Consider the following 23531-nt stretch of genomic DNA (forward strand, 5'->3'; position numbering starts at 1 on the left):
TTGCTTCGCGGAGCCTGTCATCGGGCGCGCGTTCGCGCGACCCGTTGGCTCGCAATGACGGTTACGGGTGAACCTATTTCGCGTAAATCTTCGAATAGGTATCGCGCAGAATATTCTTCTGTACCTTGCCCATGGCGTTGCGCGGCAATTCCTCGACCACGATCACCCGCTTCGGCATCTTGAATTTTGCCAGCCTGCCGTCGAGCGCTTTCAGCACCGAGGCTTCGTCGACCTTGGCGCCCTTGTCGCAGACCAGGACCGCAGTGACGCCCTCGCCGAAATCGGCGTGTGGCACGCCGATCACGGCGGATTCGATCACGCCCGGCATGGCGTCGATCTCGCTCTCGATTTCCTTCGGATAGACGTTGAAGCCGCCGGATATCACGAGATCCTTGCCGCGGCCGACGATGTGCACATAGCCCTTGCCGTCGATCTTGCCGAGGTCGCCGGTGATGAAGAAGCCGTCGTCGCGGAATTCGGCCTTGGTCTTCTCCGGCATCCGCCAATAGCCCTTGAACACGTTGGGGCCCTTGACCTCGATCATGCCGATGGTTTCGGGCGCCAGCTCCTTGCCGGTTTCGGGATCGGTGACGCGCACCGAGACGCCGGGCAGCGGGTGGCCGACTGCGCCAGGCACCCGCTCGCCGTCATAGGGATTCGAGGTGTTCATGTTGGTCTCGGTCATGCCGTAGCGCTCGAGCACGGCATGGCCGGTACGTGCAAACCATTCGCGATGGGTGTCGGCGAGCAGCGGCGCGGAGCCCGAGATGAACAGCCGCATATGGCTGGTGGCTTCCCTGGTCAGGTCAGGGCTTTGCAGCAGCCGCGTATAGAACGTCGGCACGCCCATCAGCACGGTTGCGCGCGCCATCAGCCTGATAATCAGGTCGGGGTCGAATTTCGGCAGGAAGATCATCGACGCGCGCGCGAACAGCGTGACGTTGCTCGCCACGAACAGGCCGTGGGTATGATAAATCGGCAGCGCGTGGATCAGGACGTCCTTGTCCGTGAAGCGCCAGTAGTCGACCAGCGAGAGCGAATTCGACGCAAGATTGTCGTGCGTCAGCATTGCGCCCTTGGAACGGCCTGTCGTGCCCGAGGTGTAGAGGATCGCCGCGAGATCGTCATTGGCTCGCGCGACGGTGTCAAACTCCGGCTTCGCCGTGGCGGCGGCGTCCGTCAGCGAGCCCTTGCCGTCGGCGCCCAGCGTCTCGACCCTGGCGCCGACCTTCGCGGCGATCGCGCCGATGCCTTCCGCCTTCGACGGATCGCACACCACCAGCGACGGCTCGGCGTCGGTGATGAAATATTCCAGTTCGTTCAGCGTATAGGCGGTGTTGAGCGGCAGATAGACGGCGCCGGCGCGGACGGTTGCGAGATACAGCACCAGACCCGGCACCGATTTCTCGGTTTGCGCTGCGACGCGGTCGCCGGGCTTGACGCCTCGCGACACCAGCACATTCGCCATCTGCCCGGCGCGGGCCACGAGATCGCCATAGCTGATGCGCTGGCCATCGAGCATTTCGATCGCGAGGCGCGAGGGATCGTCGATGCCGTCGAACAGGCGGGAAAACAGATTGGCGTTGACGTTGGCGTTCATGCAACATTCCCTGAGGGGGCAAAGGCCGGAAAATTCCGCTGGCTGGATTAGCAAAAAGGCCCTTCACAAAGCAACGGAGACAGTTTGCATGTCAAATAACGGGAAACGCGTGGCCTGGGTGACGGGCGGCGGCAGCGGCATCGGCGAGGCCGGTGCGGAAGCCTTGGCCGCGGACGGCTGGACGGTAGTGGTTTCCGGGCGCCGGAAGGATGCGCTCGACGCGGTGGTGGCGAAAATCACCGGGAGAGGCGGCAAGGCCGAGGCGATTCCGCTCGATGTCAGCAAATCCGACGACGTGACCAAGGCCGCGGAACAGATTCTTGCCAAGTACGGCCGCATCGATCTGCTGGTCAACAGCGCCGGCATCAACGTGCCGAAACGCAGCTGGGCCGACATGGAGCTGGAAGGCTGGAACAAACTGGTCGATATCAATCTCAACGGCGTGCTGTATTGCATGCACGCAGTGCTGCCCGCGATGCGCAAGCAGAAGGACGGCTGCATCATCAACGTCGCGTCCTGGGCCGGACGTCACGTGTCGAAAATGCCGGGGCCGGCCTACACCACGACCAAGCATGCGGTGCTGGCGCTGACCCATTCCTTCAACATGGATGAGTGCGTCAACGGGCTGCGGGCCTGTTGTCTGTCGCCGGGCGAGGTCGCAACCCCGATCCTGAAGCTGCGGCCGGTGGTGCCGAGTGAAGCCGAACAGGCGAAGATGCTGCAGCCCGAAGATTGCGGCCGCACCATCGCCTTCGTCGCCAGCATGCCGCCGCGGGTCTGCATGAACGAGATCCTGATCAGCCCGACCTGGAACCGCGGCTTCATCCAGACCCCTGGTAACAGGGACTAGCTGGGGCGGGGCGGGGTCAGGCCGGGGGCACGACGGAGCACTTTCTTCCCGTGGCCGGACCCGCCGCGGCACGAGTGCCGCGAGCCCAGAATTCTACTTTGCATGGGCTCGTTTTCGCGTTTTTGGCAGAGGCCGCGGCAGGCGCTTCGCCGCGTTCACTTCGAATGTGTCATCCTTCGCCATGCAACGCCTGGCGATGCTCTGCTCCCCCCTCCACGCGCCCTTGCGCGTGGCGGGGTCGAGACGAGCGAAGCTCGCTGTTAGGGGGCGGGGGTGGGGGGTGTCTCCGCAAACTCGCTGGCAGAATACGCGCTGACAGACCCCCTTTCGATGACGTGCGATTGATAGTTCGGGCGCAGCGGCTTCTCGCCGACGGCGATATCGCCGAGGGCGGTTGCGCTTCGGTGCGGCCCCACACGGGCTGCGTCGAAAATAGTTTCAGGCATCACGATAAATTATTCTGCGAAACCGGTCCGGCAACATCCCGTAACTCGGCCCAACGGCGACGCTCTGATCACCCACGGACAAGCGTCGCTGTTGCCCCTTCATCGCCGGCGGACCTCCGCCGGTCACCTCAATCATCGGGAGACGTTTCCATGTCCAAGCGTATTGCACTCTTTTCCGCCGCCGCCTTCGGCGCCCTGGCTCTGACCGCCGCCGTCGTCGCGCCCGTCAGCGCGCAAGACAAGATGATGAAAAGCGAAATGTCCGGCGAGAAGACCGTGATGGTCGGCGGCGCCGCGATGTTCCCCTCGAAGAACATCATCCAGAATGCCGTCAACTCCAAGGATCACACCACGCTGGTTGCGGCGGTGAAGGCCGCCGGCCTGGTTGCGACGCTGGAAGGCAAGGGCCCGTTCACGGTGTTCGCGCCGACCAACGCCGCCTTCGGCAAGCTGCCGGCCGGCACCGTCGACACCCTGGTGAAGCCCGAGAACAAGGCGACCCTCACCAAGATCCTCACCTACCACGTGGTTCCGGGCAAGCTCGAAGCCGCCAGCCTGACCGACGGCAAGAAGCTCAAGACCGCTGAAGGCGAGGAACTGACAGTGAAGCTCCAGGACGGCAAGGTCTGGATCGTCGACGCCAAGGGCGGCACCTCGATGGTGACGATCTCGAACGTCAATCAGTCGAACGGCGTGATCCACGTGGTCGACACCGTCCTGATGCCGGCGTCGTAATACCGCACGTATCCTGACCTTGTCCCAACAGGATGCGCGAGGCGCGAGCCGGGGCAACCCGGCTCGCTTTTTTGTGACCGCCATAGGCCACAGGCATCAACCTGATAGCTGCCTTGGCAGTAACGAAGCGCCTTCTTCCGGCGTATAAGCATGTATCGGCCTCTCCTCAGCGTGGAACAGCCAGGGAATCACCATGTCCAGCCTCGCAGTCAACGACCAGCACACCGTGGCCGCCACGCCGGCGAAGGTCATCCAGCCGGCCTGGGTCCGGACCCTGCACTGGATCAACGCGGTGGCGATGATCCTGATGATCATGTCGGGATGGCAGATCTACAACGCTTCGCCGCTGTTCGATTTCAAGTTTTCGAGCTCGATCACGCTTGGCGGCTGGCTCGGCGGCGCGCTGCTCTGGCATTTCGCGGCGATGTGGCTGCTGATGGTCAACGGCCTCGTCTATCTCGCGCTGGGTCTTGCAACCGGTCGCTTCCGCAAGAAGCTGCTGCCGATCACGCCGGAGGGCGTGATCTCCGACGCCAGGGCGGCGCTGACCGGCAGACTGTCGCATGACGACCTCACCAAATACAATTACGTGCAGAAGCTGCTCTATGCGGGGATCATCGTGATCGGCGTCCTCGTCGTGCTGTCGGGTCTGGCGATCTGGAAGCCGGTGCAGCTGCAATATCTGACGGCGCTGTTCGGCGGCTATGACGCCGCGCGCTACGTCCACTTCATCTGCATGGCGGCAATCGTCGCGTTCCTGATCGTGCATGTCGCGCTCGCGGTGCTGGTGCCGAAAAGCCTGCGCGCCATGATCATCGGCCGCTGAGTCCAAATCTATCTGGGAGCATATGTCATGGGCCGACTTCGTTCGCTTCTGATCCCCGGCGTCGACAAGCAGTTGCTTGTCAGGGACGCCACCAGGCTGATGCCGGACCTGACGCGCCGGCGCTTCATATCCGGCGGCGCCAGCCTCGGCGCGCTGACGCTGCTGACCGGCTGCGACGTCTCCGACTCGTTCTCCGCCGAGGAGATGCTGAAGCAGATCTCGAAATTCAATGACGGCGTGCAGGCGGCGATCTTCAATCCGAATGCGCTGGCGCCGACCTTTCCGGAAAGCGCCATCACCAAGCCGTTCCCGTTCAACGCCTACTACGGGCTCGACGACGCGCCGACCATCGACGGCAGGGAATGGAAATTCGAGGTGCGCGGCCTCGTCGACAACAAGAAGTCATGGACGCTGGAGGAGCTTTACAACCTGCCGCAGGTCAAGCAGGTCACGCGCCATATCTGCGTCGAGGGCTGGAGCGCGATCGGAAGCTGGACCGGCACGCCGCTGCGCGACTTCCTCAAACTGGTCGGCGCCGACACCCGCGCCAAATATTGCTGGTTCCGGTGCGCCGACGCGGAGGGCTACAACTCGCCGCTCGACATGGCCACCGCGCTGCATCCGCAGACTCAGATGACCTTCAAGTTCGGCGACGAGATCCTGCCGCGCGCCTACGGCTATCCGATGAAGATTCGCGTGCCGACCAAACTCGGCTTCAAGAATCCGAAATACGTGGTCTCGATGGAAGTCACCAACGACTACAAGGGCGGCTTCTGGGAAGACCAGGGATACAATTCGTTCAGCGGGAGCTAGAGCGAGCGTTCATCTTCTTCTTCCCTCCCCACCACGCGCAAGGGCGCGTGGAGGGAGGGGGAGACGACGAGGCGGCGTATCTCGTCGCCATCATGCCGTCGAATGCCATTCCCAGTTCGGCGATCGACGGCGCCAGTCCCGTGAACAGTTCGAACGCATCAGCGGCTTGATGGATTGCAAGTTCGCGCCCGGTCATCACGCGGGCGCCTTTGGCCTTTGCCGCCGTCAATAGCGGCGTCCAGAGCGGTGAATAGACCGCGTCGGCGACCCACAGCCCGGCATGCAGCAGGGTGTCCGGAACCGGCGTGCCAACGCCCGGCAACATCCCGACCGGCGAGGCGTTGACCACTCCCGCGACCGCGTACAGCGCATCCTCGACGTTGGGAGGAACGCTTGCTATTGCCCGACCTTCCAGCCGGGCAGCCAGCTGCGCGGCCTTGGCGTGGTCGCTATCGAAGATCCGCAGTTCGGGGACGCCGAGCCCGGCCAGCGCGAACGCGATCGCCTTGCCGACACCGCCGGCGCCGATCACGGCGACGGCGCCGCGTGGGGAGACGGTCACGAGTGGGGTAACGGCTCGCGCGAAACCGGTCGTATCGGTGTTGTGGCCGATCAATCGTCCGTCGCGAACAATGATGGTATTGACGGCGCCGATCAGTGCCGCACCCGGCGACAATTCGTCGAGCAGATCGAGCACGGCTTCCTTGTAGGGAAACGTGACGTTGATGCCGGCGAAACCCAGTCGCCGAACGCCCTCGAGCACCATCTTCAGCTCTTCGCGCCCGGCGCCGGCTATCTCGACGAGCTGATAATGGCAGCGAAGGCCCAGCGCCTCGGCAGCCCGTTCGTGCATGGCCGGCGCGGCCGACTGCGCGATCGGCGCGCCGAGTAAACCGGCAAGAAAGCGGCGGCCTGAGGCGCGCGGGCTGTGCGTGGCGGATGTCATCGTCTCAGGCACCAGGCATCGACATGGGTCGTGCAGAATAGCACATCAAGACTAACGTAACGACAGCCCAGCGATGATCCAGCTCAATTGATTTGTCAGGCGACCAGCCCGACATCGCCGCTGTCGTCTCGAGATGAACGTCGCGGGCAGCGCAAGAAGGCGCTCTGGGCGGATCTATGATTTCCGCGCCAGCCGTCCCTGAAACGCGGCGGCGATCGCGCCCACCGCCAGCATCGCCGCCGAGACGTTCAGCGCATAGGACAGGCTGCCCATCGCGTCCGTGACGGCGCCGACTGCAATCGGCCCCAGTGTCTGGCCGATCCCGAACGCGATGGTCATCGCCGCGATGCCGGCCGGCCATGCCGCCGGCGGATAGTTGAAGCGGACGAAGGCCGTGGTCGATCCGACCACGGCGAAGAAAGCGACGCCGAACACCAGCGCCGAGATCGCCAGCAGGAATGCGGAATGGCCGAAAATCGGCAGCGCCGCCCCGACCGCGTTGACGCCGAGAATGATGGTCGTGGAGAGGCCGCCGCGGTCGAGCGCCAGCACGCGGCGCCATACCCAGGGTGTGACGAAGGCGCTGAGGCCGATCAGGCTCCAGAACGCGCTTTGCGCCGCAGCACCCCCGCCGGCGTCGCGGACATAGGCGATCATGAAGGTCATGTAGGCGATGTATCCGGCGCCGAACAGAAAATAGCCGACGAGATAGGTCAGCACCGGGCGGATCGCGAATTTGGTGGCCGCCGCATCGCCGATGCTGGCGGTGGTATCGAGCGGCGCCAGCAGCAGCGGAACGGTCATGGCGACCGCAAGCAATGTCATCGCCCACCACACGATCCACCACGATCCCGGCCCGAACGCCTGCAGCACGAACGGTGCGACCAGTCCTGACGACAGGATGCCGACCCCCGGCCCGGCGTAAAACAGGCTCAGCAGGAAATTGGCGCGCTCGGGCCGCGATTGCGCGATCGTCGCCGCCAGCGCCCCGCCGCCGACGAATCCTGCGGCCGCGCCGAGCCCCGCCAGCAGCCGTGCAAAACTCAGCACGATGAAATTGTCCGAGAAGGCGCACAGCGCCAGCGACAGCACGCAGGCGAGCGTTCCCCAGCGCACCGTTGCTGCGAGGCCGAAGCGCTTGATCAGGCGCGACGCCAGCAGTGCACCGGCGAGATAACCGGCGGCGTTGATGGTGTTCATGAAACCCGCCGCGGAATAGGACCAGCCGAGCGTGTCGCGCATGTCCGGCAGCACCAGCGCATAGGCGAAGCGGCCGATGCCGAGACCGACGGTGGGCCCGAGCGACAGGATCAGGATCAGCCGCGCGGGGTGCGTGAGCGGCGAGGGACGGTCGGGCGCGTGCAAGGGGATTCTCCAGCCGGCATTCTGGCAGGCAAAGCCGTGGTTGCACAGGCTCGCGGCCGGCAAAGGTGTCTTGCTGTCAGCGCAATGCCGCGCCGGCGGCCTTACGATCCGGCCTGGCGGCGGGGCGATTCAGGGCATTTGTCGCCCGCCGGTGCCTCCTTGCCAATCCGCTTCCGGCGCTTTAGCACTCCCCGCGCGGATTTCGCGGTCTTCGTCATGCCCGGGACGAAGCCCGGACGACGAGTTGGATGAGGAATGATCAATGGCGACCCATAAACTGCTGCTTCTCCCCGGCGACGGCATCGGCCCCGAAGTGATGGCGGAGGTGAAACGCCTGATCGACTGGCTCAACGCGCAGGGCATTGCGCATTTCGCGACCGAGCAGGGGCTGGTCGGCGGCTCGGCCTATGATGCCAGCAAGCAGAGCATTACCGATGCCACCATGGCGCAGGCGATGGCTGCCGACGCCGTGATTTTCGGCGCGGTCGGCGGTCCGAAGTGGGACAGCGTTCCCTATGACGCGCGCCCCGAGGCCGGGCTGTTGCGGCTGCGCAAGGACCTCGCTCTGTTCGCCAATCTCCGCCCGGCGGTGTGTTATCCGGCGCTGGCCGACGCCTCGAGCCTGAAGCGCGAAGTGGTCGAGGGCCTCGACATCATGATCGTGCGCGAGCTCACCGGCGGCGTCTATTTCGGCGAGCCGAAGACCATCATCGATCTCGGCAACGGCCAGAAGCGCGCCATCGATACCCAGGTCTACGATACCTATGAAATCGAGCGCATTGCGCGGGTCGCGTTCGATCTGGCGCGCAAGCGCCGCAACAAGCTGACCTCGATGGAAAAGCGCAACGTCATGAAGTCGGGCGTGCTCTGGAACGAGGTGGTCACCCAGGTCCATGCGCGCGAATACAAGGACGTCCAGCTCGAGCATCAACTGGCCGATTCCGGCGGCATGAATCTGGTGAAATGGCCGAAGCAGTTCGACGTCATCGTGACCGACAACCTGTTCGGCGACATGCTCTCCGACATCGCGGCGATGCTGACGGGCTCGCTCGGCATGCTGCCGTCGGCCTCGCTCGGCGAGGTCGACGTCAAGACCAAAAAGCGCAGGGCGCTGTACGAGCCGGTGCACGGCTCGGCGCCGGACATCGCAGGGACGGGTGCGGCCAATCCGATCGCGATGATCGCCTCGTTCGGGATGGCGCTGCGCTATTCCTTCGACATGGGCGCGCTGGCCGACAAGCTCGATGCCGCGATCGCGGCCGTGCTGGCCAACGGCCTGCGCACCGCCGACATCAAGTCGGAGGGCACCACGTCAGTGAGCACGACGCAGATGGGTGAGGCGATTCTGAAAGAGCTGCAGGCGCTGCACGCGTAAGCAACTATCGCACCCGCCATAAAAAATGCCCGGCCTGGCCGGGCATTTTCGTCTGAAGCGATGCGCTCAATACAGCGGGAACCGCTGCGGATATCCGCCCATGTCCGACGGCGGGTTCAGCGGCTGGCGGTCGATCGGGCGGTTCAGGTTCTCGCGGGCGAACGATGGGTACCCGAGCTCCGGCGGAAATGCGTAATCCTGGAACTTGCGCTCGCCGGGCAGCACTTCGGTGCCGGCATCGAGCCAGGAGCGCGTGGTGACATAGACGCGGGTCCGCGGTCCCTGCTGGTAGGATCGGTTGGGACCGTTCGCGCCATAGTAGGGACGGCCGTCCCGGTCGTATCGCTGCTTGGACTGCGCGCTCGCCGGCGTCATGTCGAAGCTGATCGCGACAACCGCGGTGGCGGCGAGCAAGGCTGCGAGCTTGGTCGCAGCGGGGAATTTCAGGGTCATCAGGTCCTCACGGGCGGCCGGACCGCCATATCCGATTTGCAACCATCTTAGCTGTGGTGGGTATAGCGCCACTAGGTCAATTGGGCCACACCGCATCATAATAATGCGGCGCGAAACCGGGAAGTTGCATGAAAACCAATATCTTGCCGGAGTGCCGCCTCAAAGTGTGCCGCGCAGCCCCGGGTTTTCCGGGCCCGTTACCCAGTCGGATGACGGGGCGGCGGCGCAGCTGCTGCGCCTGAGTTCGGCGCGTGCGAACAATTCAGCCAGTTTCGGGTCGTTTCCGGCCGTCAACAGCATCAGCCGGCTCAGAATACAGGAGATCGCGGCGCGCCGCGCCGGCAGGGTCTCCCCCTGGCATGACCAGCCGGAAATCTGCAGATCGGGGTCATTGAGACGCTTGATGAAGCCAAGGCAACCCCGGCCGCTTCCGGCGGTGCCGGCGAGACGAAGCAGCGTCACCATGCCGAATTTGCTGTCGACGACGCCAGCCGCCTCCGGCTCTGACCGGCCCGCGAAGCTCATTCGCTCGGCGATTTCGGCCATGGCGAGCCCTGACTGGCTCGGTTCGGCCCCGCGACGATAGATCTCGAGTTCGGCAACCGGCCTTTCGCCCGGGGTACCCCAGCGGAGGATGTCCTTGCGACCGCCCTCAGGATGCCGAAGGACCTCATAAGAGACTGTTTTATCTAACGAATCGAACTTGCTAACGGCAAATGCCGGATGCGAGCGCGGAGCCTCGCTCCAGCCCGTCTCCGCGGCGGGCTCGGCATCGGCAATCTCGGGCAGCTGGTCCCACACATGCGCGCCGAGGATGGCAAGCAAGGCGAGCGCCCCCACATAGGCCGCAAGACGCGCCAGCATGCCGCAGCATTCGTCGGCGAAGCTGCTCAGCGCCGGATGTATCCTGTTCGGGTAATATGAGTTGGCAGGTAAAGCCACAAACGATCGCATCGAATGCCCAAGGGCCGCGGTCTAACGTTGTCTTGAGGGCATTTCTCGCATAGAAGCGCTGCCTCTTCCCTTTCCGCCTGGAGCGGTGGGCAGGCATTTTTCGTCGGAGAGTGAATGATGGGTTACAAGATCGCGGTGGTCGGTGCGACCGGCAATGTCGGGCGGGAAATGCTCAACATTCTGGACGAACGCAAATTCCCGGCTGACGAGGTGGTGGCGCTGGCGTCGCGCCGCAGCATGGGCGTCGAAGTGTCCTATGGCGATCGCACCCTGAAGGTCAAAGCGCTCGAGAATTACGACTTCTCCGACGTCGATATCTGCCTGATGTCGGCGGGCGGTTCGGTGTCGAAGGAATGGTCGCCGAAGATCGGCGCCGCCGGCGCGGTCGTGATCGACAACTCGTCGGCCTGGCGGATGGATCCGGACGTGCCGCTGATCGTTCCCGAGGTCAATGCGGATGCGGTGGCGGGCTTCGTCAAGAAGAACATCATCGCCAATCCGAACTGCTCGACGGCGCAGCTCGTGGTCGCGCTGAAGCCGCTGCACGACAAGGCCGTGATCAAGCGCGTGGTGGTCTCGACCTATCAATCGGTGTCGGGCGCCGGCAAGGACGCCATGGACGAGCTGTTTTCGCAGACCAAGGCGGTCTACACCAACGACGAGCTGATCAACAAGAAATTCCCCAAGCGTATCGCCTTCAACGTGATTCCCGAGATCGACGTGTTCATGGAGGACGGCTACACCAAGGAGGAGTGGAAGATGATGATGGAGACCAAGAAGATTCTTGATCCCAAAATCAAGCTCACCGCCACTTGCGTGCGGGTGCCGGTGTTCGTCGGTCATTCCGAAGCGGTCAATATCGAGTTCGAGAATCCGATCTCGGCCGATGAAGCGCGCGACATCCTGCGCAATGCACCCGGTTGCCTGGTGATCGACAAGCGCGAGCCCGGCGGTTACGTTACGCCATATGAGGCGGCCGGCGAGGATGCGACCTACATCAGCCGCATCCGCGAGGACGCGACGGTGGAGAACGGCCTCGTGCTTTGGTGCGTGTCGGACAATCTGCGCAAGGGCGCCGCGCTGAACGCGATCCAGATCGCCGAATGCCTGATCAACCGCAAGCTGATCAGTGCCAAGAAGAAAGCAGCTTAAGAAAGCAGCGTAAGAGCGGCGCGAGCGCCGGGACCGCGGAGCCGGAATCGCGATGACCGAACAGCCTGCTCCCTACCGGCCGAATCCGAAGCTCAAGCGCGTCGAAACCGGATTCGAAGGTATATTGTTCAGCAGCCGCTGGCTGATGGCGCCGTTCTATCTCGGCCTCGTCATCAGCCTCGCAGTGCTGTTGTACAAGTTCATCTTGGAGCTGTGGGAGTTCATTCTGCATGTGCCTCACGCCAAGGAGGCCGATGTCATCCTCGGCGTGCTCAGCCTGATCGACATTTCGCTGACCGGCAACCTGATCCTGATCGTGGTGTTTTCCGGCTACGAGAATTTCGTCTCGAAAATTGATCCCGGCGGCCATCCGGACTGGCCGGAATGGATCACGAAGGTCGGTTTCGGAGGGTTGAAGCAGAAGCTGCTCGCCTCGATCGTCGCGATTTCGGCGATTCAGGTGCTGAAGGCATTCATGAACATCGACGCCGCCTTCGACGCCCAGAAGATGGGCTGGCTGGCAGGCGTGCATCTGCTGTTCGTGATCTCGACGTTGCTGCTGGCACTGTCGGACCGGTGGGGCGGCGATCACGGGGCCGGCGACAAGGCCGGGCATTAGCGAGCAGAGTTTCGCTATTCCCTACTTCCTCACTTGATCCCTGACGCTGCGAAACTCCTTCGCCGCCCGATCGAGTACCAACAGCGAGCCCTCGGCGACTCCGAAATAAGCGCCGTGCAGGCCCAGCCCGCCTTCTTCCACCAGCGCCCGGACGAACGGAAACGTCATCAGGTTCTCCAGGCTGCGGAAGATCGCGGCCTTCTCGATCCGGATGGTGAAGTCCTGCATCGACTCGCGCTCGCGCTGTTCGACCACTTCGCCCGGCTTGATGAACATCTGCATCCACCTGCCGATGAAATCGCCGGGCGACAGCGGTTCGATATTGTCGATGAAGGCGCGGATGCCGCCGCATTGCGCATGGCCGAGCACCACGATGTGCTTGATGCGGAGAACGTTGACCGCATATTCCAGCGCCGCCGACACGCCGTGCGCGCCGCCGTCGGGCTGATACACCGGCACCAGATTGGCGACGTTGCGCACCACGAACAATTCGCCGGGGCCGGCATCGAAGATCACTTCCGGTGACACCCGGGAATCGCAACAGCCGATCACCATCACCGCCGGCGACTGGCCGCGTTCGGACAATTCACGATAGCGCGTCTGCTCGGTGGGCAGCCGCTGCGAAGTGAAGGCCCGGTAGCCCTCGAGCAGATGTTTCGGGAATGCCATGCGAGTTGCTAACCATATGGCGCGAGCCGGAACAAGGCTTCCGGACGACCCGCCGAAATGTTATCGCCTGAGGCTCGAACCGCCAAGGAACTGCCCAAGCAACCGCCAAGCGAACGCCGAGGGAACCAGCCGATGATCCGACCGCGCCGCAGCCTTCTGTTCATGCCCGGGTCAAATGCGCGGGCGCTGGAAAAAGCGCGTAATCTCCCCGCCGACGGCATCATTCTCGACCTCGAGGATTCCGTGGCGCCCGACGCCAAGGCGATAGCGCGTGACCAGATCGCGGCAGCCGTCGCCGCGGGCGGTTTCGGCAGGCGCGAGGTCCTGATCCGGGTCAATGCGCTGGACTCGCCGTGGTGGATCGACGACGTCGGCATGGCCGGCAAGGTGCGGCCCGACGGCATCCTGGTGCCGAAGATTTCCAGCGTCGATGATCTCACGGCCATCGCCAATCGCCTCAGCGACATCAACGCCGACCTGTCGATCCGGGTCTGGGCAATGATCGAGACCGCGCGCGCGGTGCTGCATGCCGAGGAACTCGCAGCCGCCTCGCGCGATTCCGAGACGCGGCTTGCCGGCTTCGTGTTCGGACCGAACGATATTTCCCGGGAGACGCGGATACGGATGCAGCCGGGGCGCGCGACGATGCTGCCGATGATCACGCACTGCATTCTTGCGACGCGCGCTTACGGTCTCGAAATTCTCGACGGCCCCTACAGCGATTTCAGCAATTTCAACGGCTTCGGCCAGGAATGCACACAGGCGCGCGATCTCGGCTTCGACGGCAAGACCCTGATCCATCCGGGCCAGATCGAGGCCTGCAACGCGATCTTCACGCCGCCGGCGGAGGAAGTCGCCCTCGCCCGCAAGATCATCGCCGCGTTCGAACGGCCCGAGAATGCCTCACGCGGTGCGATTTCGCTCGACGGCCAGATGGTGGAACGGCTGCATGCCGATATGGCCAGGCGCACCATAGCGATCGCCGACGCGATCACGGCGATGGGGCGCAACTAAGCGGGATCAATTGCGCTTCAGGCTCAGGATGTAATTGATGAGGTTGTCGGTCTCATCGGGTTTCAGGATGAGATTCGGCATGCTTCGGTGGCTGGTCTGAAGGAATACCCGCAGCGAAAGCGCCGTGGTCGATAGCTGGTTGGCTACCATGACGAAGTCCGGTCCGGGCTTTGCCGCCCCGATGGTTGCCGCTTCGATGGCGTGGCACTCCTTGCACCAGGCCTCCGCCAAACGATGCCCCGCCGCGGCGCTGGAAGATTGTGCGCCGCCGGCATTGTGCATCCGGATGAGGAACAGCGCCGCCAGCGCAATCACGACGGCCAGCACAATGCGTATCCAGACAGTGCGCGACATGTTCATTCCGCCTGACGCCGTGCGCCGACCTTACTGCTTCACCAGCCGCTCCAGGCTATCGATGGTCGGCGCGTTGAGGCAATACTCCTCATAATGCTCGGCGGCGGTGCCGGCGGCAAGATCGCGGTCGCATTCGCGCTTGTTCGCGCACAGGGCGCAGACGCGCTCCATGTCGCGCAGCACCAGAGGCTGGGTGCGCGCCAGATCGGCTTCGTCGATGCCGAGAACCTTGAGCATTTTCGGCAGCTCATCGGCGGCATGCGGTCCCTGACGGACCAGCGTATCCAGCACGCCGGGTGAAACCCGCAGGTCGCTGGCGATTCGGTCGAAATCGGCAGTGTCCATCTGACGGATCTCGCTCAGCTCCCGCCGGTGCCGCAGCCAGTCGGCAAACGTATTCATCAGCAGTTCGACGCGAGGAAACGGGTGTTCTTGGGCGGTCATCGGACCCTCCGCTGGTAAGCAGGATTTAATCCATATGAGCGCAAGGAAACAAAATGTCGTTGCGTTAGATCAAACAAGTCCGGCGGACCGGCCCGCCGAGGGCGTCAAGGCTGGCCGAACCGTTCCGCCGCCCACGCATACAGGCTGCCTGGAAGGGGCGGCTGGCCGGCACGGCCTTTCGGCGAGATGTGAAGCCCTGTTATGTCGGGATCGCCGATCAGGGCCGTGAAATCCGTAGGCTCGAAGAACAGTCTTGGTTCGGCATGAATCGCGTAGAACGATTTCTTCGGCAAGGCGTAACCGAGCTCGCCGTGGCGGGCCGCGAGCGCGGTCAGCGCTGCCGGACCATAGATCGCGACGCGGATATCGGAGAGGCGGTTCGATTTGCCGCGCAGCTTGCGCAGGCCGAAGATCACACGATGCCGCAGCGCCAGCCAGTCCGGCGTCAGTTCGTCCTGCCGCATCAGCCCTTCGAACGCCGTGACGATGGCGTCGTCTGAGGGCAGATAGAGCACGGAGTTGCCGAGCTGGCGCGGCCGTTCCCAGGCGAAGTAAGGTTTGCCGGGATCGATATCGACCGGCTTCAGCAGCAGCACGTCGGCGTCGAGCCACAGTCCGGCGCCGCGCGCCATCAGCCGCATCCGGAAAAAATCCGAGAACTGCAGCGTGGTCCAGTCGCGCCAGGTGCCGTCCGGCTGCGGCGGGCGGAGTTTTTCGGAGAAGGCGTGCGGCAGGATCGCTTCGGCTTCGGCATTGCCGACGCCGTCGGGCAATCCCGCCAGCGGTTCGAAACTGTAGACGGTGACCTTGTGGCCTGCCGCGACCTGCGATCGCAGACAGGTCTGCCGGAGCCGATCGAGCGGACCATGCCAGAAGGTAACGACATCAGGCCGCATGCACGTCACCTTCCGCGGCGCTTTCGAGCGAAGGGGCTTGCGGTGGGATCAGGCCCAGGCGCGCGCGGTCTTCGCCTTCGCCTCATAGGCGTCGATCGAGGCCTTCTTCTCCATGGTGAGGCCGATATCGTCGAGGCCGTTCATCAGGCAGTGCTTGCGGAACGGATCGATCTCGAACTTCACCGTGCCGCCGTCAGGGCCGCGGATCTCCTGCTTGGCGAGATCGATGGTCAGCGTCGCATTGGCGCCGCGTTCGGCATCGTCGAACAGCTTGTCGAGGTCTTCCTGGGTGACACGGATCGGCAGAATGCCGTTCTTGAAGCAGTTGTTGTAGAAGATGTCGCCGAACGAGGTCGAGATCACGCAGCGGATGCCGAAATCGAGCAAGGCCCATGGCGCGTGCTCGCGGCTTGAGCCGCAGCCGAAATTGTCGCCCGCGACCAGCACCTTGGCGTTGCGATAGGCCGGCTTGTTGAGGATGAAATCCGGGTTCTCGCTGCCGTCATCCTTGTAGCGCTGTTCCGAGAACAGGCCTTTGCCGAGGCCGGTGCGCTTGATGGTCTTGAGGTACTGCTTGGGGATGATCATGTCGGTATCGACATTGATGATCTTCAGCGGCGCCGCGACGCCTTCCAGCGTGGTGAACTTGTCCATCGGGTGCACTTTCCGGCTAGGATGAAAGGATAGGCCGTTTCGGGCGGTGGTTTATCGCGAATACGGCCGGTATTAAAGGGTAAATCGCGCGTATTCCGCAAAAGTGGGCACCGGTTTTGCGATAGAGAATACGGGCCAGAATTGAGCTAATCGACGGTCGCCTCGATCGCCTCCATGTCGGCGTCGGAGAGGCCGAAATGGTGGCCGATCTCGTGAATCAGCACGTGGCGGACGATGTGGCCGAGCGTTTCGTCATGTTCGGCCCAGTAATCCAGGATCGGGCGGCGGTAGAGCCAGACCATGTTGGGCAGCCGGGCGATGTCGTCGTTGCTGCGGAATGGCAGCCCGACCCCCTGAAACAGGCCGAGCAGGTCGAATTCGCTCTGCGCCTGCATCTCGTCGAGCACTTCGTCGGTCGGAAAGTCGTCGACGCGGACGATCACGCCCTCGCACAGCTTGCGAAAGCCCTTCGGCAGGCGCTCGAAAATCTCGTGCGCCATGGCTTCCATTTCGGCCAGCGACGGCGCTTTGGCTTTGGTCCACATGGCGCCTGTTTAACGCGGGTTCCGCCAGTATGCCTACCGGTTTTGCGCTTCCGGTGGAGTTGACCTCGGCGCGGCAATCGGTGACGTTGCGCCGACCAACAGGTTCGGGTGGGCGTCATGATGCGGATTGGGACGGCGGCACTATTGGCTGCTTTTGTCGGGCTCTTGCTGCCTGGGGCGGCCGCGCAGGCGCAGACCGCGCCGTCGGGGATCAGGGCTGCGCAGGCAGCGCCCACCGATATCTCGGCCCGGCAGCGCCGCGTGATCCGGCGCGTGCCGGTCTATCCGCGTGAGCAGTGGGAGCCCGACGTCTATCCCCGTTACAATCCCGGCCCCAATGCGGTGCGGGACTGCACCGCCACCTATGTGCAGGAATACCGGCCGAGCGGTATCGTCATCACGCCTCGCATGAACTGCTACTGGCGGCGGGGCTGAGGTTCTCCTCAACGCATCAGTCGGACGCGTCCTCCCTGCATCGGTTCTGCACCATGCTCGTGCGCGTCAAGCAAGGGCGGGAACCGGCTGGCGCGTTCCGCGTTCATCGATGCGGCTCAACGTTGATTTAAATCATGGTGCCGCTGGTGATATCCGCGCAACTGAAGTCTGTTCTTTTGTTGGGCATGGTGTGCCCGCCGGAAACTCGCGGGAAGACCCGGAGTTGATCAGTCGAGGAATGGAGGAGGCTTTCATGAAGAAATGGACTGGTACGGCCATCCTGGCGCTGACGCTGATGATCGGCGGTTCGGCTGCGATCGATTCTGCCGCGGCAGCGCCGTTGCAGACCGAGGTGCAAAAATCGCAAGCGTCGAGGGCGACCGACTTCAGCGCGCACCGCTACTATCGGCGCTATTACGGCTACGGCTATCGGCCCTATTACCGTTACGGCTATCGGCCGTATTACCGGCGCTATTATTACGCGCGGCCATACTACTATCGGCCGTATCCGTACTACTATGCGCCGTATCCCTACTACTATGCACCGGCGCCGTTCGCGCCCGGTTTCGGCTTCGGGTTTGGGTTTGGGCCACGGTGGGGGTGGTAACCGTCGAGGTCAGCTAGCCCCCGGCGCAAAGCCTTTCGCCAGCAGCACGACGCCGTGTGCGCCGGCTTTGCGGTCTTTCGAGATTTCCAGATATTCCGGCGAGGTCGCCCAGGCCTGAAAGGCGGCCTCGTCCGGAAACGACATCAGCACCAGCTTGTCGCGATCCCACGCGCCTTCCAGTACCAGCGGATTTTCGTCTGCCGACAGCAGCCGCCCGCTGAACTTTTTGAACACGTCGAAGAAGCGCGCCTGATAGCGGTCATAGGCCGCGCGGTCGGTCATCTTCAGTTGCACGATCGCATAAACGGTCATCTCGAATTCCTGTCCGGCATTGCCGCGCGCTTGCTGCCGCAAGCCGCGTTCATTTTCAAGCTCGCTCCCATTCATGGGGCGTTCACATCGTCAACTTTAATTTAATGTTGGGAGCGACCGCAAATGAACGTGCCGAAAGGCATGCCGCTGCATGGCTTCGCCTTCGTCACCGATTCCGGGAGGTTTCACGCATGATGAAGGTTCCAGATCCGAGGCGCGGCGTTCGTCGCTTCGGTGTTGCGGCAGCCGCGATGCTGGTGCTCACGGTTGCGACGGGCCAGCGCGCCGAGGCGCTCTCTCTGATCAATCCGGGCGCTGCGCCATCGGCGAAATATGCTTCCGACGCACTGACGACTGAAGTCAAAGGCGGTCATGGCGGCGGCCGAGGCGGCGGCGGTTTTCATGGCGGCGGTGGCGGTGGCTTCCGTGGTGGAGGCGGCAGCTTTCATGGTGGCGGTTTCCGGGGCGGCGGTGCGGCCATTCATGGCGGCAGCTTCCGCAGTGGCGGCGCCGTGTTTCGCGGCGGCGGGTATAGCGCCCCTCATATCTACCGCGGCGGCGGCTACCGTTATGGTGGGGCGGCAATCGTCCGGCATCATCATTTCGCGCCGCGGCGGGCCTACTGGCATCATCGCCACCATATCCGTCCGCGCTACTACGGCTACGCGCCGGTTTACTATCCGCAGCGCTATTATTACCCGCGCCGCTACTGCCGGATCGTCTGGACCTATTACGGCCCGCGCAAGATCTGCCGCTATCGCCCGTGGCATCATCACTGGCGTTACCGCGGGCATCACCGCTACCCGATCTATTGGTGATCGTCGAAACGTCGGCTGAATGATTCAGGCGCCCGCTTGGGCGCCTGATGTCTGCTTGCCAAGAGCAAGAATTGCCGCGCTCAATCCCAATCCTTGAATTTCCAGGGCCTGAGCTTCCAGGGCGTGAACGTCTCCATCCGCCACTGTTCCATCCGGTCCGAGCGGTGACCGAGACGCGACCCTTCCTTGACCACCGGCTCGACGGCGCGCCGCACGACGCGCCGCCGCACCTGGCGCGTCGCATCGCTGATCATATCGACGAATTCGGACTTGTCGGCCACGGCGCGCTCCTTGCGAAGCTTCATCTCCGCATAGAGCAGTCTGCTCCCGGTTCTTTAACGAGAGGTTGCCGGGAAGTGTCGAGGTTGATGCAAGAGTGGGCGCATTCTCTTGAGCGAACCGGTTTCTGCCCCGGATCATCTCCGGGGCAGGCTTTCGCTCGAAAACGCTACCGCCACTCCCTGATATCGACGAAGTGCCCGGCGATCGCCGCCGCCGCCGCCATCGCCGGCGACACCAGATGGGTGCGGCCCTTGAAACCCTGACGGCCCTCGAAATTGCGGTTCGAGGTCGAGGCGCAGCGCTCTTCCGGCGCCAGCTTGTCGGGGTTCATGGCGAGGCACATCGAGCAGCCCGGTTCGCGCCATTCGAAACCGGCCTTGATGAAGATCTTGTCGAGGCCTTCGGCTTCCGCCTGATCCTTCACCAGCCCTGAGCCCGGCACGATCATCGCGTTGAGATTGGCGTTGACGGTCTTGCCTTCGACCACCTTCGCCGCCGCGCGCAGATCCTCGATCCGGCCGTTGGTGCAGGAACCGATGAAGATACGGTCGAGCTTGATGTCGGTGATCTTGGTGCCGGGCGTCAGGCCCATATATTTCAGCGCACGATGTTTCGACAGCCGCTTGGCTTCATCCGGAATCTTGTCGGGATCCGGCACCACGCCCGATATCGACACCACGTCCTCGGGTGAGGTACCCCAGGTCACGATCGGCGGCAACTTTGCCGCGTCCAGCCTGATCTCGTGATCGAAATGCGCGCCCTGGTCGCTTCGCAGCGTTTCCCAGTAGCGCATCGCGGCATCCCAGGCGTCGCCCTTCGGCGCCTTCGGGCGGCCCTTCAGGAACTCGAACGCCTTTTCATCCGGCGCGACCAGGCCGGCGCGCGCGCCGCCTTCGATCGACATGTTGCAGACGGTCATGCGGCCTTCCATCGAGAGCGCGCGGATCGCCTCGCCGGCATATTCCAGTACATAGCCGGTGCCGCCGGCGGTGCCGATCTCGCCGATGATGGCGAGGATGATGTCCTTGCCGGTGACGCCGTCGGGCAATTTGCCGTCGACGACGGCGCGCATGTTCTTGGCCTTCTTCTGGATCAGGGTCTGCGTCGCCAGCACGTGCTCGACTTCGGAGGTGCCGATGCCGTGCGCCAGCGCGCCGAATGCGCCATGCGTCGAAGTGTGGCTGTCGCCGCAGACGATGGTGGTGCCGGGCAGCGTGAAGCCCTGCTCGGGGCCGATCACGTGGACGATGCCCTGGCGCTTGTCGAATTCGTTGTAATATTCGATGCCGAACTCCCTGGCGTTCTCCGCCATCACCCGCATCTGTTCGATGCTCTCGGGATCCGGATTGGGCTTGGAACGGTCGGTGGTCGGGATGTTGTGGTCGACCACGGCCAGCGTTTTCTCCGGCGCGTGAACCTTGCGGCCGGTGGCGCGCAAGCCTTCGAAGGCCTGCGGCGAAGTCACCTCATGGACCAGATGGCGGTCGATATAGAGCAGGCAGGTGCCGTCGTCGGCCTCGTGAACCAGATGGTCGTTCCAGATCTTGTCGTACAGCGTGGTCGGTTTGGACATGGTGTCAGGCCTCGAAGCGAGAATTCAAATCGGAAAATTCAGTCGCGCGCGGTGAAGCGGCGCGCAGGACGTCAGGCCGCGAGGGCGGCCGTCGTCAGCCGGCCGAAGAAACGCCAAGGCAAACGACTGCGATCGTCGAGCACGACGCGAGCTGCGATTATTTGGCGATCCGAAAACATTCTAATCTTATAGCACACGGGGTGTTGGAGCGCGATATGCGTTTGCAGCCACCGTCATTGCGAGCCAACGGGTCGCGCGAACGCGCGCCCGATGACAGGCTCCGCGAAGCAATCCATACCTTTTGCAGGAGCCAGGAGATGGATTGCTTCGTCGCAAGCGCTCCTCGCAATGACGACTCCCGCAACAAAAAAGCGCGGGGTGAGCCCCGCGCTTTTCGTCACATCTCCATGAGGGAGAACTACTCGCCGACGGCGGCGGCGCGGTCGGTCTTTTCGGTGATGCGGGCTGACTTGCCGCGCAGGCTGCGCAGGTAATACAGCTTGGCGCGGCGCACCTTGCCGCGCCGGACCACCTTGATCGAGTCGATCATCGGCGACATCACGGGGAAAACGCGTTCCACGCCTTCGCCGTAGGAAATCTTGCGTACCGTGAAGCTCTCGTTGAGCCCTCCGCCGGAGCGGCCGATGCAGACGCCTTCATAGGCCTGCACGCGCGAGCGGTCGCCTTCGACCACCTTCACGTTGACGATCACGGTGTCGCCGGGGCCGAATTCCGGAATGGTCTTGGTGGCGGCCAATTTGTCGAACTGCTCTTTTTCGAGCTGTTGAATTAGGTTCATCGCAAAATCTCCATCGGCGTCGCGCCCCAGCCGCCAAGGCGCGGGCTGCGCGGGTGTTCGTTTATCCTGTAGCGCGTATTCCGCAAAAATGGACACCGGTTTTGCGGAAAGAATACGCGCAGTTCAATAAATTCGAGCATTTTCTGGCGGCAAACCGGAATGCCACTTTGCCGGAAAATGCTCGGTGCGCGGATTTGGCGCCCGTATACGGCAAAGGCAACGGCTTGTCACCCGTCCGTCGTGTTTTTTGGACGTTTTTGGCCGGGCCGCTTGGCCCACAGATCGGGCCGCCGGGTCCTGGTGAGGGCCTCGGCTTCGGCCTGCCGCCAGGCCGCCACCTTGGCGTGGTCGCCGGAAGTGAGGACTTCCGGGATTTGCCGGCCCTCGAAGGCCTGCGGGCGGGTATATTGCGGGTATTCCAGTAGGGAATCGGAAAAACTCTCCTCGGTCCCGGAAGCGAGCTTGCCCATCACGCCGGGCAACAGCCGGACGCAGGCGTCGATCAGCGCCATGGCGGCGATTTCGCCCCCCGACAGCACATAGTCCCCTATTGAAATCTCCTCGAGCCGGCGGGCCTCGATCACCCGCTGGTCGACACCCTCGAACCGGCCGCAGACGATCAGCGGCCCGGGTCCGGCGGCGAGTTCGACCACCCGGGACTGGGTCAATGGCTGACCCCGCGGGCTCATCAAAAGGCGCGGCCGATCCGGCGCGATCTCCGCCGCGTCGATCGCGGCGGCCAGCACGTCGGCGCGCAGCACCATGCCGGGGCCGCCGCCGGCCGGGGTATCGTCGACGCTGCGATGGCGGTCGGTCGCCGAGTCCCGGATATCCCGCGCCTCCAGCGCCCACAGCCCGGATGCCAGCGCCTTGCCCGCCAGACTGACGCCGAGCGGGCCGGGGAACATGTCCGGAAACAGCGTCAGCACGGTCGCGCGCCAGGATTTTGTCTCGGAAGCCATCTTCGAACGATCGCGAATGATTTCAGACCGTCATACGCGGGCTTGACCCGCGTATCCATCGCCTTTGCAAGAGATGGATCGCCGGGTCGAGCCCGGCGATGACGAGTTAGGAGTGATCTTCGCCCTCAACCTCCCGCGGCAATTCGATCACCACATGCCCGGCCTTCAGATCGACCGTCGGCACCACGGCGTTGGTAAACGGCAGCAGCAGCGTTGCGCCATAGGGCGGCTCGATCTCGATGATGTCGCCGGCGCCGAAATTGTGGATCGCGATCACGCGGCCGATCGGCTCATTGGCGGCGTTGACCGCGGCGAGTCCGACCAGGTCGGCGTGGTAATATTCGTCTTCGTCGGTATCGGGCAGTTTTTCCCGCGCGACGTAGAGCTCGAGGCCGTTGAGCCGTTCGGCATCCTCGCGGGTGGCGACGCCCTTCAGCGTCACCACCAGATGGCCCTTGGCTTCCCGCGCGGTCGCCACTTCAAATTGCCGCGCGCCGTCCTTTGTCATCAGCGGCCCGTAAGCCTGCACGGCAAACGGGTCCTCGGTGAAGGTCCATAGCTTCACCGCGCCGCGCACGCCATGCGCAGCGCCGATCCGAGCGACGCAGATCGGTGCTGCCACCGTCGCGCGCCGTTACGCTTTAAGCCGACTTGGCGGCGGCTTCGGCGTTGGCCTTGCGCTCCTTGCGCGGCACGGCCTTCTCCGGATTGTTACGCGCGGTGCGCTTGACGACGCCGGCGGCGTCCAGGAAGCGCGACACGCGGTCCGACGGCTGCGCGCCCTTGGCGAGCCAGGACTTGACCTTGTCCATGTCGAGCTTCAGCCGCGCTTCGTTGTCCTTCGGCAGCAGCGGATTGAAGTGGCCGAGACGCTCGATGAAGCGGCCGTCGCGCGGGAAGCGCGAGTCGGCGACGACAACGTGATAGACCGGACGCTTCTTGGTGCCTGCGCGAGCGAGGCGGATAACGACTGACATTGAGTTCTCCTGGTTGAGTTCGAAATTCAATACGCGAGTGATTTCCGTCATTGCGA

General features: G+C 63.5%; 29 protein-coding genes. 11 read left to right on the forward strand and 18 right to left on the reverse strand.

Annotated elements, in window-relative coordinates; all coding sequences use genetic code 11:
• Positions 1 to 73: 73 nt before the first annotated feature.
• Complete coding sequence (locus KMZ29_RS01710) at positions 74 to 1600, reverse strand: malonate--CoA ligase (RefSeq protein ID WP_215622201.1); 1527 nt, start codon at positions 1598 to 1600, stop codon at positions 74 to 76.
• Positions 1601 to 1688: 88 nt separating this feature from the next.
• Between KMZ29_RS01710 and KMZ29_RS01715 the strand changes: the two genes are divergently transcribed.
• The 4 genes from KMZ29_RS01715 (at position 1689) to KMZ29_RS01730 (ending at position 5270) form a co-directional block, all read left to right on the forward strand.
• The gene (locus KMZ29_RS01715) at positions 1689 to 2450 is read left to right on the forward strand and encodes an SDR family oxidoreductase (RefSeq protein WP_215622202.1); all 762 of its coding nucleotides are present in this window, start codon (positions 1689 to 1691) and stop codon (positions 2448 to 2450) included.
• A 596-nt stretch (positions 2451 to 3046) separates the two neighbouring features.
• On the forward strand, positions 3047 to 3631 hold the full coding sequence (locus KMZ29_RS01720; protein WP_215622203.1) for a fasciclin domain-containing protein: 585 nt from the start codon (positions 3047 to 3049) through the stop codon (positions 3629 to 3631).
• A gap of 193 nt (positions 3632 to 3824) precedes the next feature.
• Complete coding sequence (locus KMZ29_RS01725) at positions 3825 to 4457, forward strand: cytochrome b/b6 domain-containing protein (RefSeq protein ID WP_215622204.1); 633 nt, start codon at positions 3825 to 3827, stop codon at positions 4455 to 4457.
• Positions 4458 to 4484: 27 nt separating this feature from the next.
• Positions 4485 to 5270 (forward strand): molybdopterin-dependent oxidoreductase, encoded by a 786-nt coding sequence (locus KMZ29_RS01730; protein ID WP_215622205.1) that lies wholly within the window; start codon positions 4485 to 4487, stop codon positions 5268 to 5270.
• On the opposite strand, the gene KMZ29_RS01735 is transcribed toward KMZ29_RS01730, so the two are convergent.
• Together KMZ29_RS01735 and KMZ29_RS01740 are read right to left on the reverse strand one after the other, a co-directional pair.
• Entirely contained in the window at positions 5257 to 6216 is a 960-nt protein-coding gene (locus tag KMZ29_RS01735) for a shikimate dehydrogenase (protein ID WP_215622206.1), read from the reverse strand. The two genes, KMZ29_RS01730 and KMZ29_RS01735, sit on opposite strands and share 14 nt — an antisense overlap.
• 174 nt (positions 6217 to 6390) lie before the next feature.
• A complete protein-coding gene (locus KMZ29_RS01740) occupies positions 6391 to 7581 on the reverse strand; it encodes a YbfB/YjiJ family MFS transporter (protein ID WP_215622207.1) in 1191 nt (396 codons plus the stop codon).
• A 262-nt stretch (positions 7582 to 7843) separates the two neighbouring features.
• Here KMZ29_RS01740 and leuB point away from each other — a divergent pair, with 262 nt between their 5' ends.
• The gene (gene leuB / locus KMZ29_RS01745; RefSeq protein WP_215622208.1) at positions 7844 to 8956 is read left to right on the forward strand and encodes a 3-isopropylmalate dehydrogenase; all 1113 of its coding nucleotides are present in this window, start codon (positions 7844 to 7846) and stop codon (positions 8954 to 8956) included.
• 66 nt (positions 8957 to 9022) lie between these two features.
• Here the strand turns inward: leuB and KMZ29_RS01750 are convergent, their stop codons facing one another.
• Together KMZ29_RS01750 and KMZ29_RS01755 are read right to left on the reverse strand one after the other, a co-directional pair.
• Positions 9023 to 9409, reverse strand: coding sequence for a hypothetical protein (locus KMZ29_RS01750; RefSeq protein WP_215622209.1), 387 nt, complete (start codon positions 9407 to 9409; stop codon positions 9023 to 9025).
• 159 nt (positions 9410 to 9568) lie between these two features.
• On the reverse strand, positions 9569 to 10273 hold the full coding sequence (locus KMZ29_RS01755) for a hypothetical protein (protein WP_369810065.1): 705 nt from the start codon (positions 10271 to 10273) through the stop codon (positions 9569 to 9571).
• 207 nt (positions 10274 to 10480) lie between these two features.
• Between KMZ29_RS01755 and KMZ29_RS01760 the strand changes: the two genes are divergently transcribed.
• The gene (locus tag KMZ29_RS01760) at positions 10481 to 11515 is read left to right on the forward strand and encodes an aspartate-semialdehyde dehydrogenase (protein ID WP_215624096.1); all 1035 of its coding nucleotides are present in this window, start codon (positions 10481 to 10483) and stop codon (positions 11513 to 11515) included.
• A 52-nt stretch (positions 11516 to 11567) separates the two neighbouring features.
• Positions 11568 to 12134 (forward strand): TIGR00645 family protein, encoded by a 567-nt coding sequence (locus tag KMZ29_RS01765; protein ID WP_215622211.1) that lies wholly within the window; start codon positions 11568 to 11570, stop codon positions 12132 to 12134.
• A 21-nt stretch (positions 12135 to 12155) separates the two neighbouring features.
• On the opposite strand, the gene KMZ29_RS01770 is transcribed toward KMZ29_RS01765, so the two are convergent.
• Positions 12156 to 12803 carry a carbonic anhydrase gene (locus KMZ29_RS01770; RefSeq protein ID WP_215622212.1) on the reverse strand — a complete coding sequence of 216 codons (648 nt, stop codon included), beginning with the start codon at positions 12801 to 12803 and terminating at the stop codon, positions 12156 to 12158.
• 132 nt (positions 12804 to 12935) lie between these two features.
• On the opposite strand from KMZ29_RS01770, the gene KMZ29_RS01775 reads away from it, so the two are divergent.
• Positions 12936 to 13817 carry an HpcH/HpaI aldolase/citrate lyase family protein gene (locus KMZ29_RS01775; RefSeq protein WP_215622213.1) on the forward strand — a complete coding sequence of 294 codons (882 nt, stop codon included), beginning with the start codon at positions 12936 to 12938 and terminating at the stop codon, positions 13815 to 13817.
• Between the two features lie 6 nt (positions 13818 to 13823).
• On the opposite strand, the gene KMZ29_RS01780 is transcribed toward KMZ29_RS01775, so the two are convergent.
• From KMZ29_RS01780 to KMZ29_RS01800, 5 genes are all read right to left on the reverse strand, one after another.
• Positions 13824 to 14171: a c-type cytochrome gene (locus KMZ29_RS01780; protein WP_215604440.1), complete on the reverse strand. Its 348-nt coding sequence runs from the start codon at positions 14169 to 14171 to the stop codon at positions 13824 to 13826.
• Between the two features lie 30 nt (positions 14172 to 14201).
• On the reverse strand, positions 14202 to 14615 hold the full coding sequence (locus KMZ29_RS01785) for a DUF6455 family protein (RefSeq protein ID WP_215622214.1): 414 nt from the start codon (positions 14613 to 14615) through the stop codon (positions 14202 to 14204).
• A gap of 104 nt (positions 14616 to 14719) precedes the next feature.
• Positions 14720 to 15511 (reverse strand): glycosyltransferase family 32 protein, encoded by a 792-nt coding sequence (locus KMZ29_RS01790; protein WP_215622215.1) that lies wholly within the window; start codon positions 15509 to 15511, stop codon positions 14720 to 14722.
• Positions 15512 to 15559: 48 nt separating this feature from the next.
• A complete protein-coding gene (leuD, locus tag KMZ29_RS01795; protein ID WP_215622216.1) occupies positions 15560 to 16165 on the reverse strand; it encodes a 3-isopropylmalate dehydratase small subunit in 606 nt (201 codons plus the stop codon).
• A gap of 146 nt (positions 16166 to 16311) precedes the next feature.
• On the reverse strand, positions 16312 to 16710 hold the full coding sequence (locus KMZ29_RS01800) for a metallopeptidase family protein (protein ID WP_215604444.1): 399 nt from the start codon (positions 16708 to 16710) through the stop codon (positions 16312 to 16314).
• Between the two features lie 117 nt (positions 16711 to 16827).
• On the opposite strand from KMZ29_RS01800, the gene KMZ29_RS01805 reads away from it, so the two are divergent.
• Complete coding sequence (locus KMZ29_RS01805; RefSeq protein WP_215622217.1) at positions 16828 to 17145, forward strand: hypothetical protein; 318 nt, start codon at positions 16828 to 16830, stop codon at positions 17143 to 17145.
• Positions 17146 to 17398: 253 nt separating this feature from the next.
• Positions 17399 to 17752 carry a hypothetical protein gene (locus tag KMZ29_RS01810; RefSeq protein ID WP_215622218.1) on the forward strand — a complete coding sequence of 118 codons (354 nt, stop codon included), beginning with the start codon at positions 17399 to 17401 and terminating at the stop codon, positions 17750 to 17752.
• 9 nt (positions 17753 to 17761) lie between these two features.
• On the opposite strand, the gene KMZ29_RS01815 is transcribed toward KMZ29_RS01810, so the two are convergent.
• Positions 17762 to 18064, reverse strand: coding sequence for a DUF1330 domain-containing protein (locus KMZ29_RS01815; protein ID WP_215622219.1), 303 nt, complete (start codon positions 18062 to 18064; stop codon positions 17762 to 17764).
• 191 nt (positions 18065 to 18255) lie between these two features.
• On the opposite strand from KMZ29_RS01815, the gene KMZ29_RS01820 reads away from it, so the two are divergent.
• Positions 18256 to 18882 (forward strand): hypothetical protein, encoded by a 627-nt coding sequence (locus KMZ29_RS01820; protein WP_215622220.1) that lies wholly within the window; start codon positions 18256 to 18258, stop codon positions 18880 to 18882.
• Between the two features lie 80 nt (positions 18883 to 18962).
• Here KMZ29_RS01820 and KMZ29_RS01825 read toward each other — a convergent pair whose 3' ends face one another.
• From KMZ29_RS01825 to rpsP, 6 genes are all read right to left on the reverse strand, one after another.
• Positions 18963 to 19163 (reverse strand): hypothetical protein, encoded by a 201-nt coding sequence (locus tag KMZ29_RS01825; protein ID WP_215622221.1) that lies wholly within the window; start codon positions 19161 to 19163, stop codon positions 18963 to 18965.
• Between the two features lie 167 nt (positions 19164 to 19330).
• Complete coding sequence (leuC, locus tag KMZ29_RS01830) at positions 19331 to 20737, reverse strand: 3-isopropylmalate dehydratase large subunit (RefSeq protein WP_215622222.1); 1407 nt, start codon at positions 20735 to 20737, stop codon at positions 19331 to 19333.
• A 418-nt stretch (positions 20738 to 21155) separates the two neighbouring features.
• Positions 21156 to 21536 (reverse strand): 50S ribosomal protein L19, encoded by a 381-nt coding sequence (rplS, locus tag KMZ29_RS01835; RefSeq protein WP_215622223.1) that lies wholly within the window; start codon positions 21534 to 21536, stop codon positions 21156 to 21158.
• A 227-nt stretch (positions 21537 to 21763) separates the two neighbouring features.
• Positions 21764 to 22498 (reverse strand): tRNA (guanosine(37)-N1)-methyltransferase TrmD, encoded by a 735-nt coding sequence (gene trmD / locus KMZ29_RS01840; RefSeq protein WP_215622224.1) that lies wholly within the window; start codon positions 22496 to 22498, stop codon positions 21764 to 21766.
• 106 nt (positions 22499 to 22604) lie between these two features.
• Entirely contained in the window at positions 22605 to 23120 is a 516-nt protein-coding gene (gene rimM, locus KMZ29_RS01845) for a ribosome maturation factor RimM (RefSeq protein ID WP_215622225.1), read from the reverse strand.
• A 19-nt stretch (positions 23121 to 23139) separates the two neighbouring features.
• Positions 23140 to 23475 carry a 30S ribosomal protein S16 gene (rpsP, locus tag KMZ29_RS01850; protein ID WP_215622226.1) on the reverse strand — a complete coding sequence of 112 codons (336 nt, stop codon included), beginning with the start codon at positions 23473 to 23475 and terminating at the stop codon, positions 23140 to 23142.
• Between the last annotated feature and the right edge of the window lie 56 nt (positions 23476 to 23531).

It is taken from the genome of Bradyrhizobium sediminis, assembly GCF_018736085.1.
Taxonomy (GTDB): domain Bacteria; phylum Pseudomonadota; class Alphaproteobacteria; order Rhizobiales; family Xanthobacteraceae; genus Bradyrhizobium; species Bradyrhizobium sediminis.

What these genes read in the sequence shown, in the direction of transcription:
- KMZ29_RS01710 (WP_215622201.1), bottom strand. Translation starts at nt 1,600, where the DNA reads ATGAACGCCAACGTCAACGCCAATCTGTTTTCCCGCCTGTTCGACGGC.
- KMZ29_RS01715 (WP_215622202.1), top strand. Translation starts at nt 1,689, where the DNA reads ATGTCAAATAACGGGAAACGCGTGGCCTGGGTGACGGGCGGCGGCAGC.
- KMZ29_RS01720 (WP_215622203.1), top strand. Translation starts at nt 3,047, where the DNA reads ATGTCCAAGCGTATTGCACTCTTTTCCGCCGCCGCCTTCGGCGCCCTG.
- KMZ29_RS01725 (WP_215622204.1), top strand. Translation starts at nt 3,825, where the DNA reads ATGTCCAGCCTCGCAGTCAACGACCAGCACACCGTGGCCGCCACGCCG.
- KMZ29_RS01730 (WP_215622205.1), top strand. Translation starts at nt 4,485, where the DNA reads ATGGGCCGACTTCGTTCGCTTCTGATCCCCGGCGTCGACAAGCAGTTG.
- KMZ29_RS01735 (WP_215622206.1), bottom strand. Translation starts at nt 6,216, where the DNA reads ATGACATCCGCCACGCACAGCCCGCGCGCCTCAGGCCGCCGCTTTCTT.
- leuB (WP_215622208.1), top strand. Translation starts at nt 7,844, where the DNA reads ATGGCGACCCATAAACTGCTGCTTCTCCCCGGCGACGGCATCGGCCCC.
- KMZ29_RS01750 (WP_215622209.1), bottom strand. Translation starts at nt 9,409, where the DNA reads ATGACCCTGAAATTCCCCGCTGCGACCAAGCTCGCAGCCTTGCTCGCC.
- KMZ29_RS01755 (WP_369810065.1), bottom strand. Translation starts at nt 10,273, where the DNA reads ATGCTGGCGCGTCTTGCGGCCTATGTGGGGGCGCTCGCCTTGCTTGCC.
- KMZ29_RS01760 (WP_215624096.1), top strand. Translation starts at nt 10,481, where the DNA reads ATGGGTTACAAGATCGCGGTGGTCGGTGCGACCGGCAATGTCGGGCGG.
- KMZ29_RS01765 (WP_215622211.1), top strand. Translation starts at nt 11,568, where the DNA reads ATGACCGAACAGCCTGCTCCCTACCGGCCGAATCCGAAGCTCAAGCGC.
- KMZ29_RS01770 (WP_215622212.1), bottom strand. Translation starts at nt 12,803, where the DNA reads ATGGCATTCCCGAAACATCTGCTCGAGGGCTACCGGGCCTTCACTTCG.
- KMZ29_RS01775 (WP_215622213.1), top strand. Translation starts at nt 12,936, where the DNA reads ATGATCCGACCGCGCCGCAGCCTTCTGTTCATGCCCGGGTCAAATGCG.
- KMZ29_RS01780 (WP_215604440.1), bottom strand. Translation starts at nt 14,171, where the DNA reads ATGTCGCGCACTGTCTGGATACGCATTGTGCTGGCCGTCGTGATTGCG.
- KMZ29_RS01785 (WP_215622214.1), bottom strand. Translation starts at nt 14,615, where the DNA reads ATGACCGCCCAAGAACACCCGTTTCCTCGCGTCGAACTGCTGATGAAT.
- KMZ29_RS01790 (WP_215622215.1), bottom strand. Translation starts at nt 15,511, where the DNA reads ATGCGGCCTGATGTCGTTACCTTCTGGCATGGTCCGCTCGATCGGCTC.
- leuD (WP_215622216.1), bottom strand. Translation starts at nt 16,165, where the DNA reads ATGGACAAGTTCACCACGCTGGAAGGCGTCGCGGCGCCGCTGAAGATC.
- KMZ29_RS01800 (WP_215604444.1), bottom strand. Translation starts at nt 16,710, where the DNA reads ATGTGGACCAAAGCCAAAGCGCCGTCGCTGGCCGAAATGGAAGCCATG.
- KMZ29_RS01805 (WP_215622217.1), top strand. Translation starts at nt 16,828, where the DNA reads ATGATGCGGATTGGGACGGCGGCACTATTGGCTGCTTTTGTCGGGCTC.
- KMZ29_RS01810 (WP_215622218.1), top strand. Translation starts at nt 17,399, where the DNA reads ATGAAGAAATGGACTGGTACGGCCATCCTGGCGCTGACGCTGATGATC.
- KMZ29_RS01815 (WP_215622219.1), bottom strand. Translation starts at nt 18,064, where the DNA reads ATGACCGTTTATGCGATCGTGCAACTGAAGATGACCGACCGCGCGGCC.
- KMZ29_RS01820 (WP_215622220.1), top strand. Translation starts at nt 18,256, where the DNA reads ATGATGAAGGTTCCAGATCCGAGGCGCGGCGTTCGTCGCTTCGGTGTT.
- leuC (WP_215622222.1), bottom strand. Translation starts at nt 20,737, where the DNA reads ATGTCCAAACCGACCACGCTGTACGACAAGATCTGGAACGACCATCTG.
- rplS (WP_215622223.1), bottom strand. Translation starts at nt 21,536, where the DNA reads ATGAACCTAATTCAACAGCTCGAAAAAGAGCAGTTCGACAAATTGGCC.
- trmD (WP_215622224.1), bottom strand. Translation starts at nt 22,498, where the DNA reads ATGGCTTCCGAGACAAAATCCTGGCGCGCGACCGTGCTGACGCTGTTT.
- rpsP (WP_215622226.1), bottom strand. Translation starts at nt 23,475, where the DNA reads ATGTCAGTCGTTATCCGCCTCGCTCGCGCAGGCACCAAGAAGCGTCCG.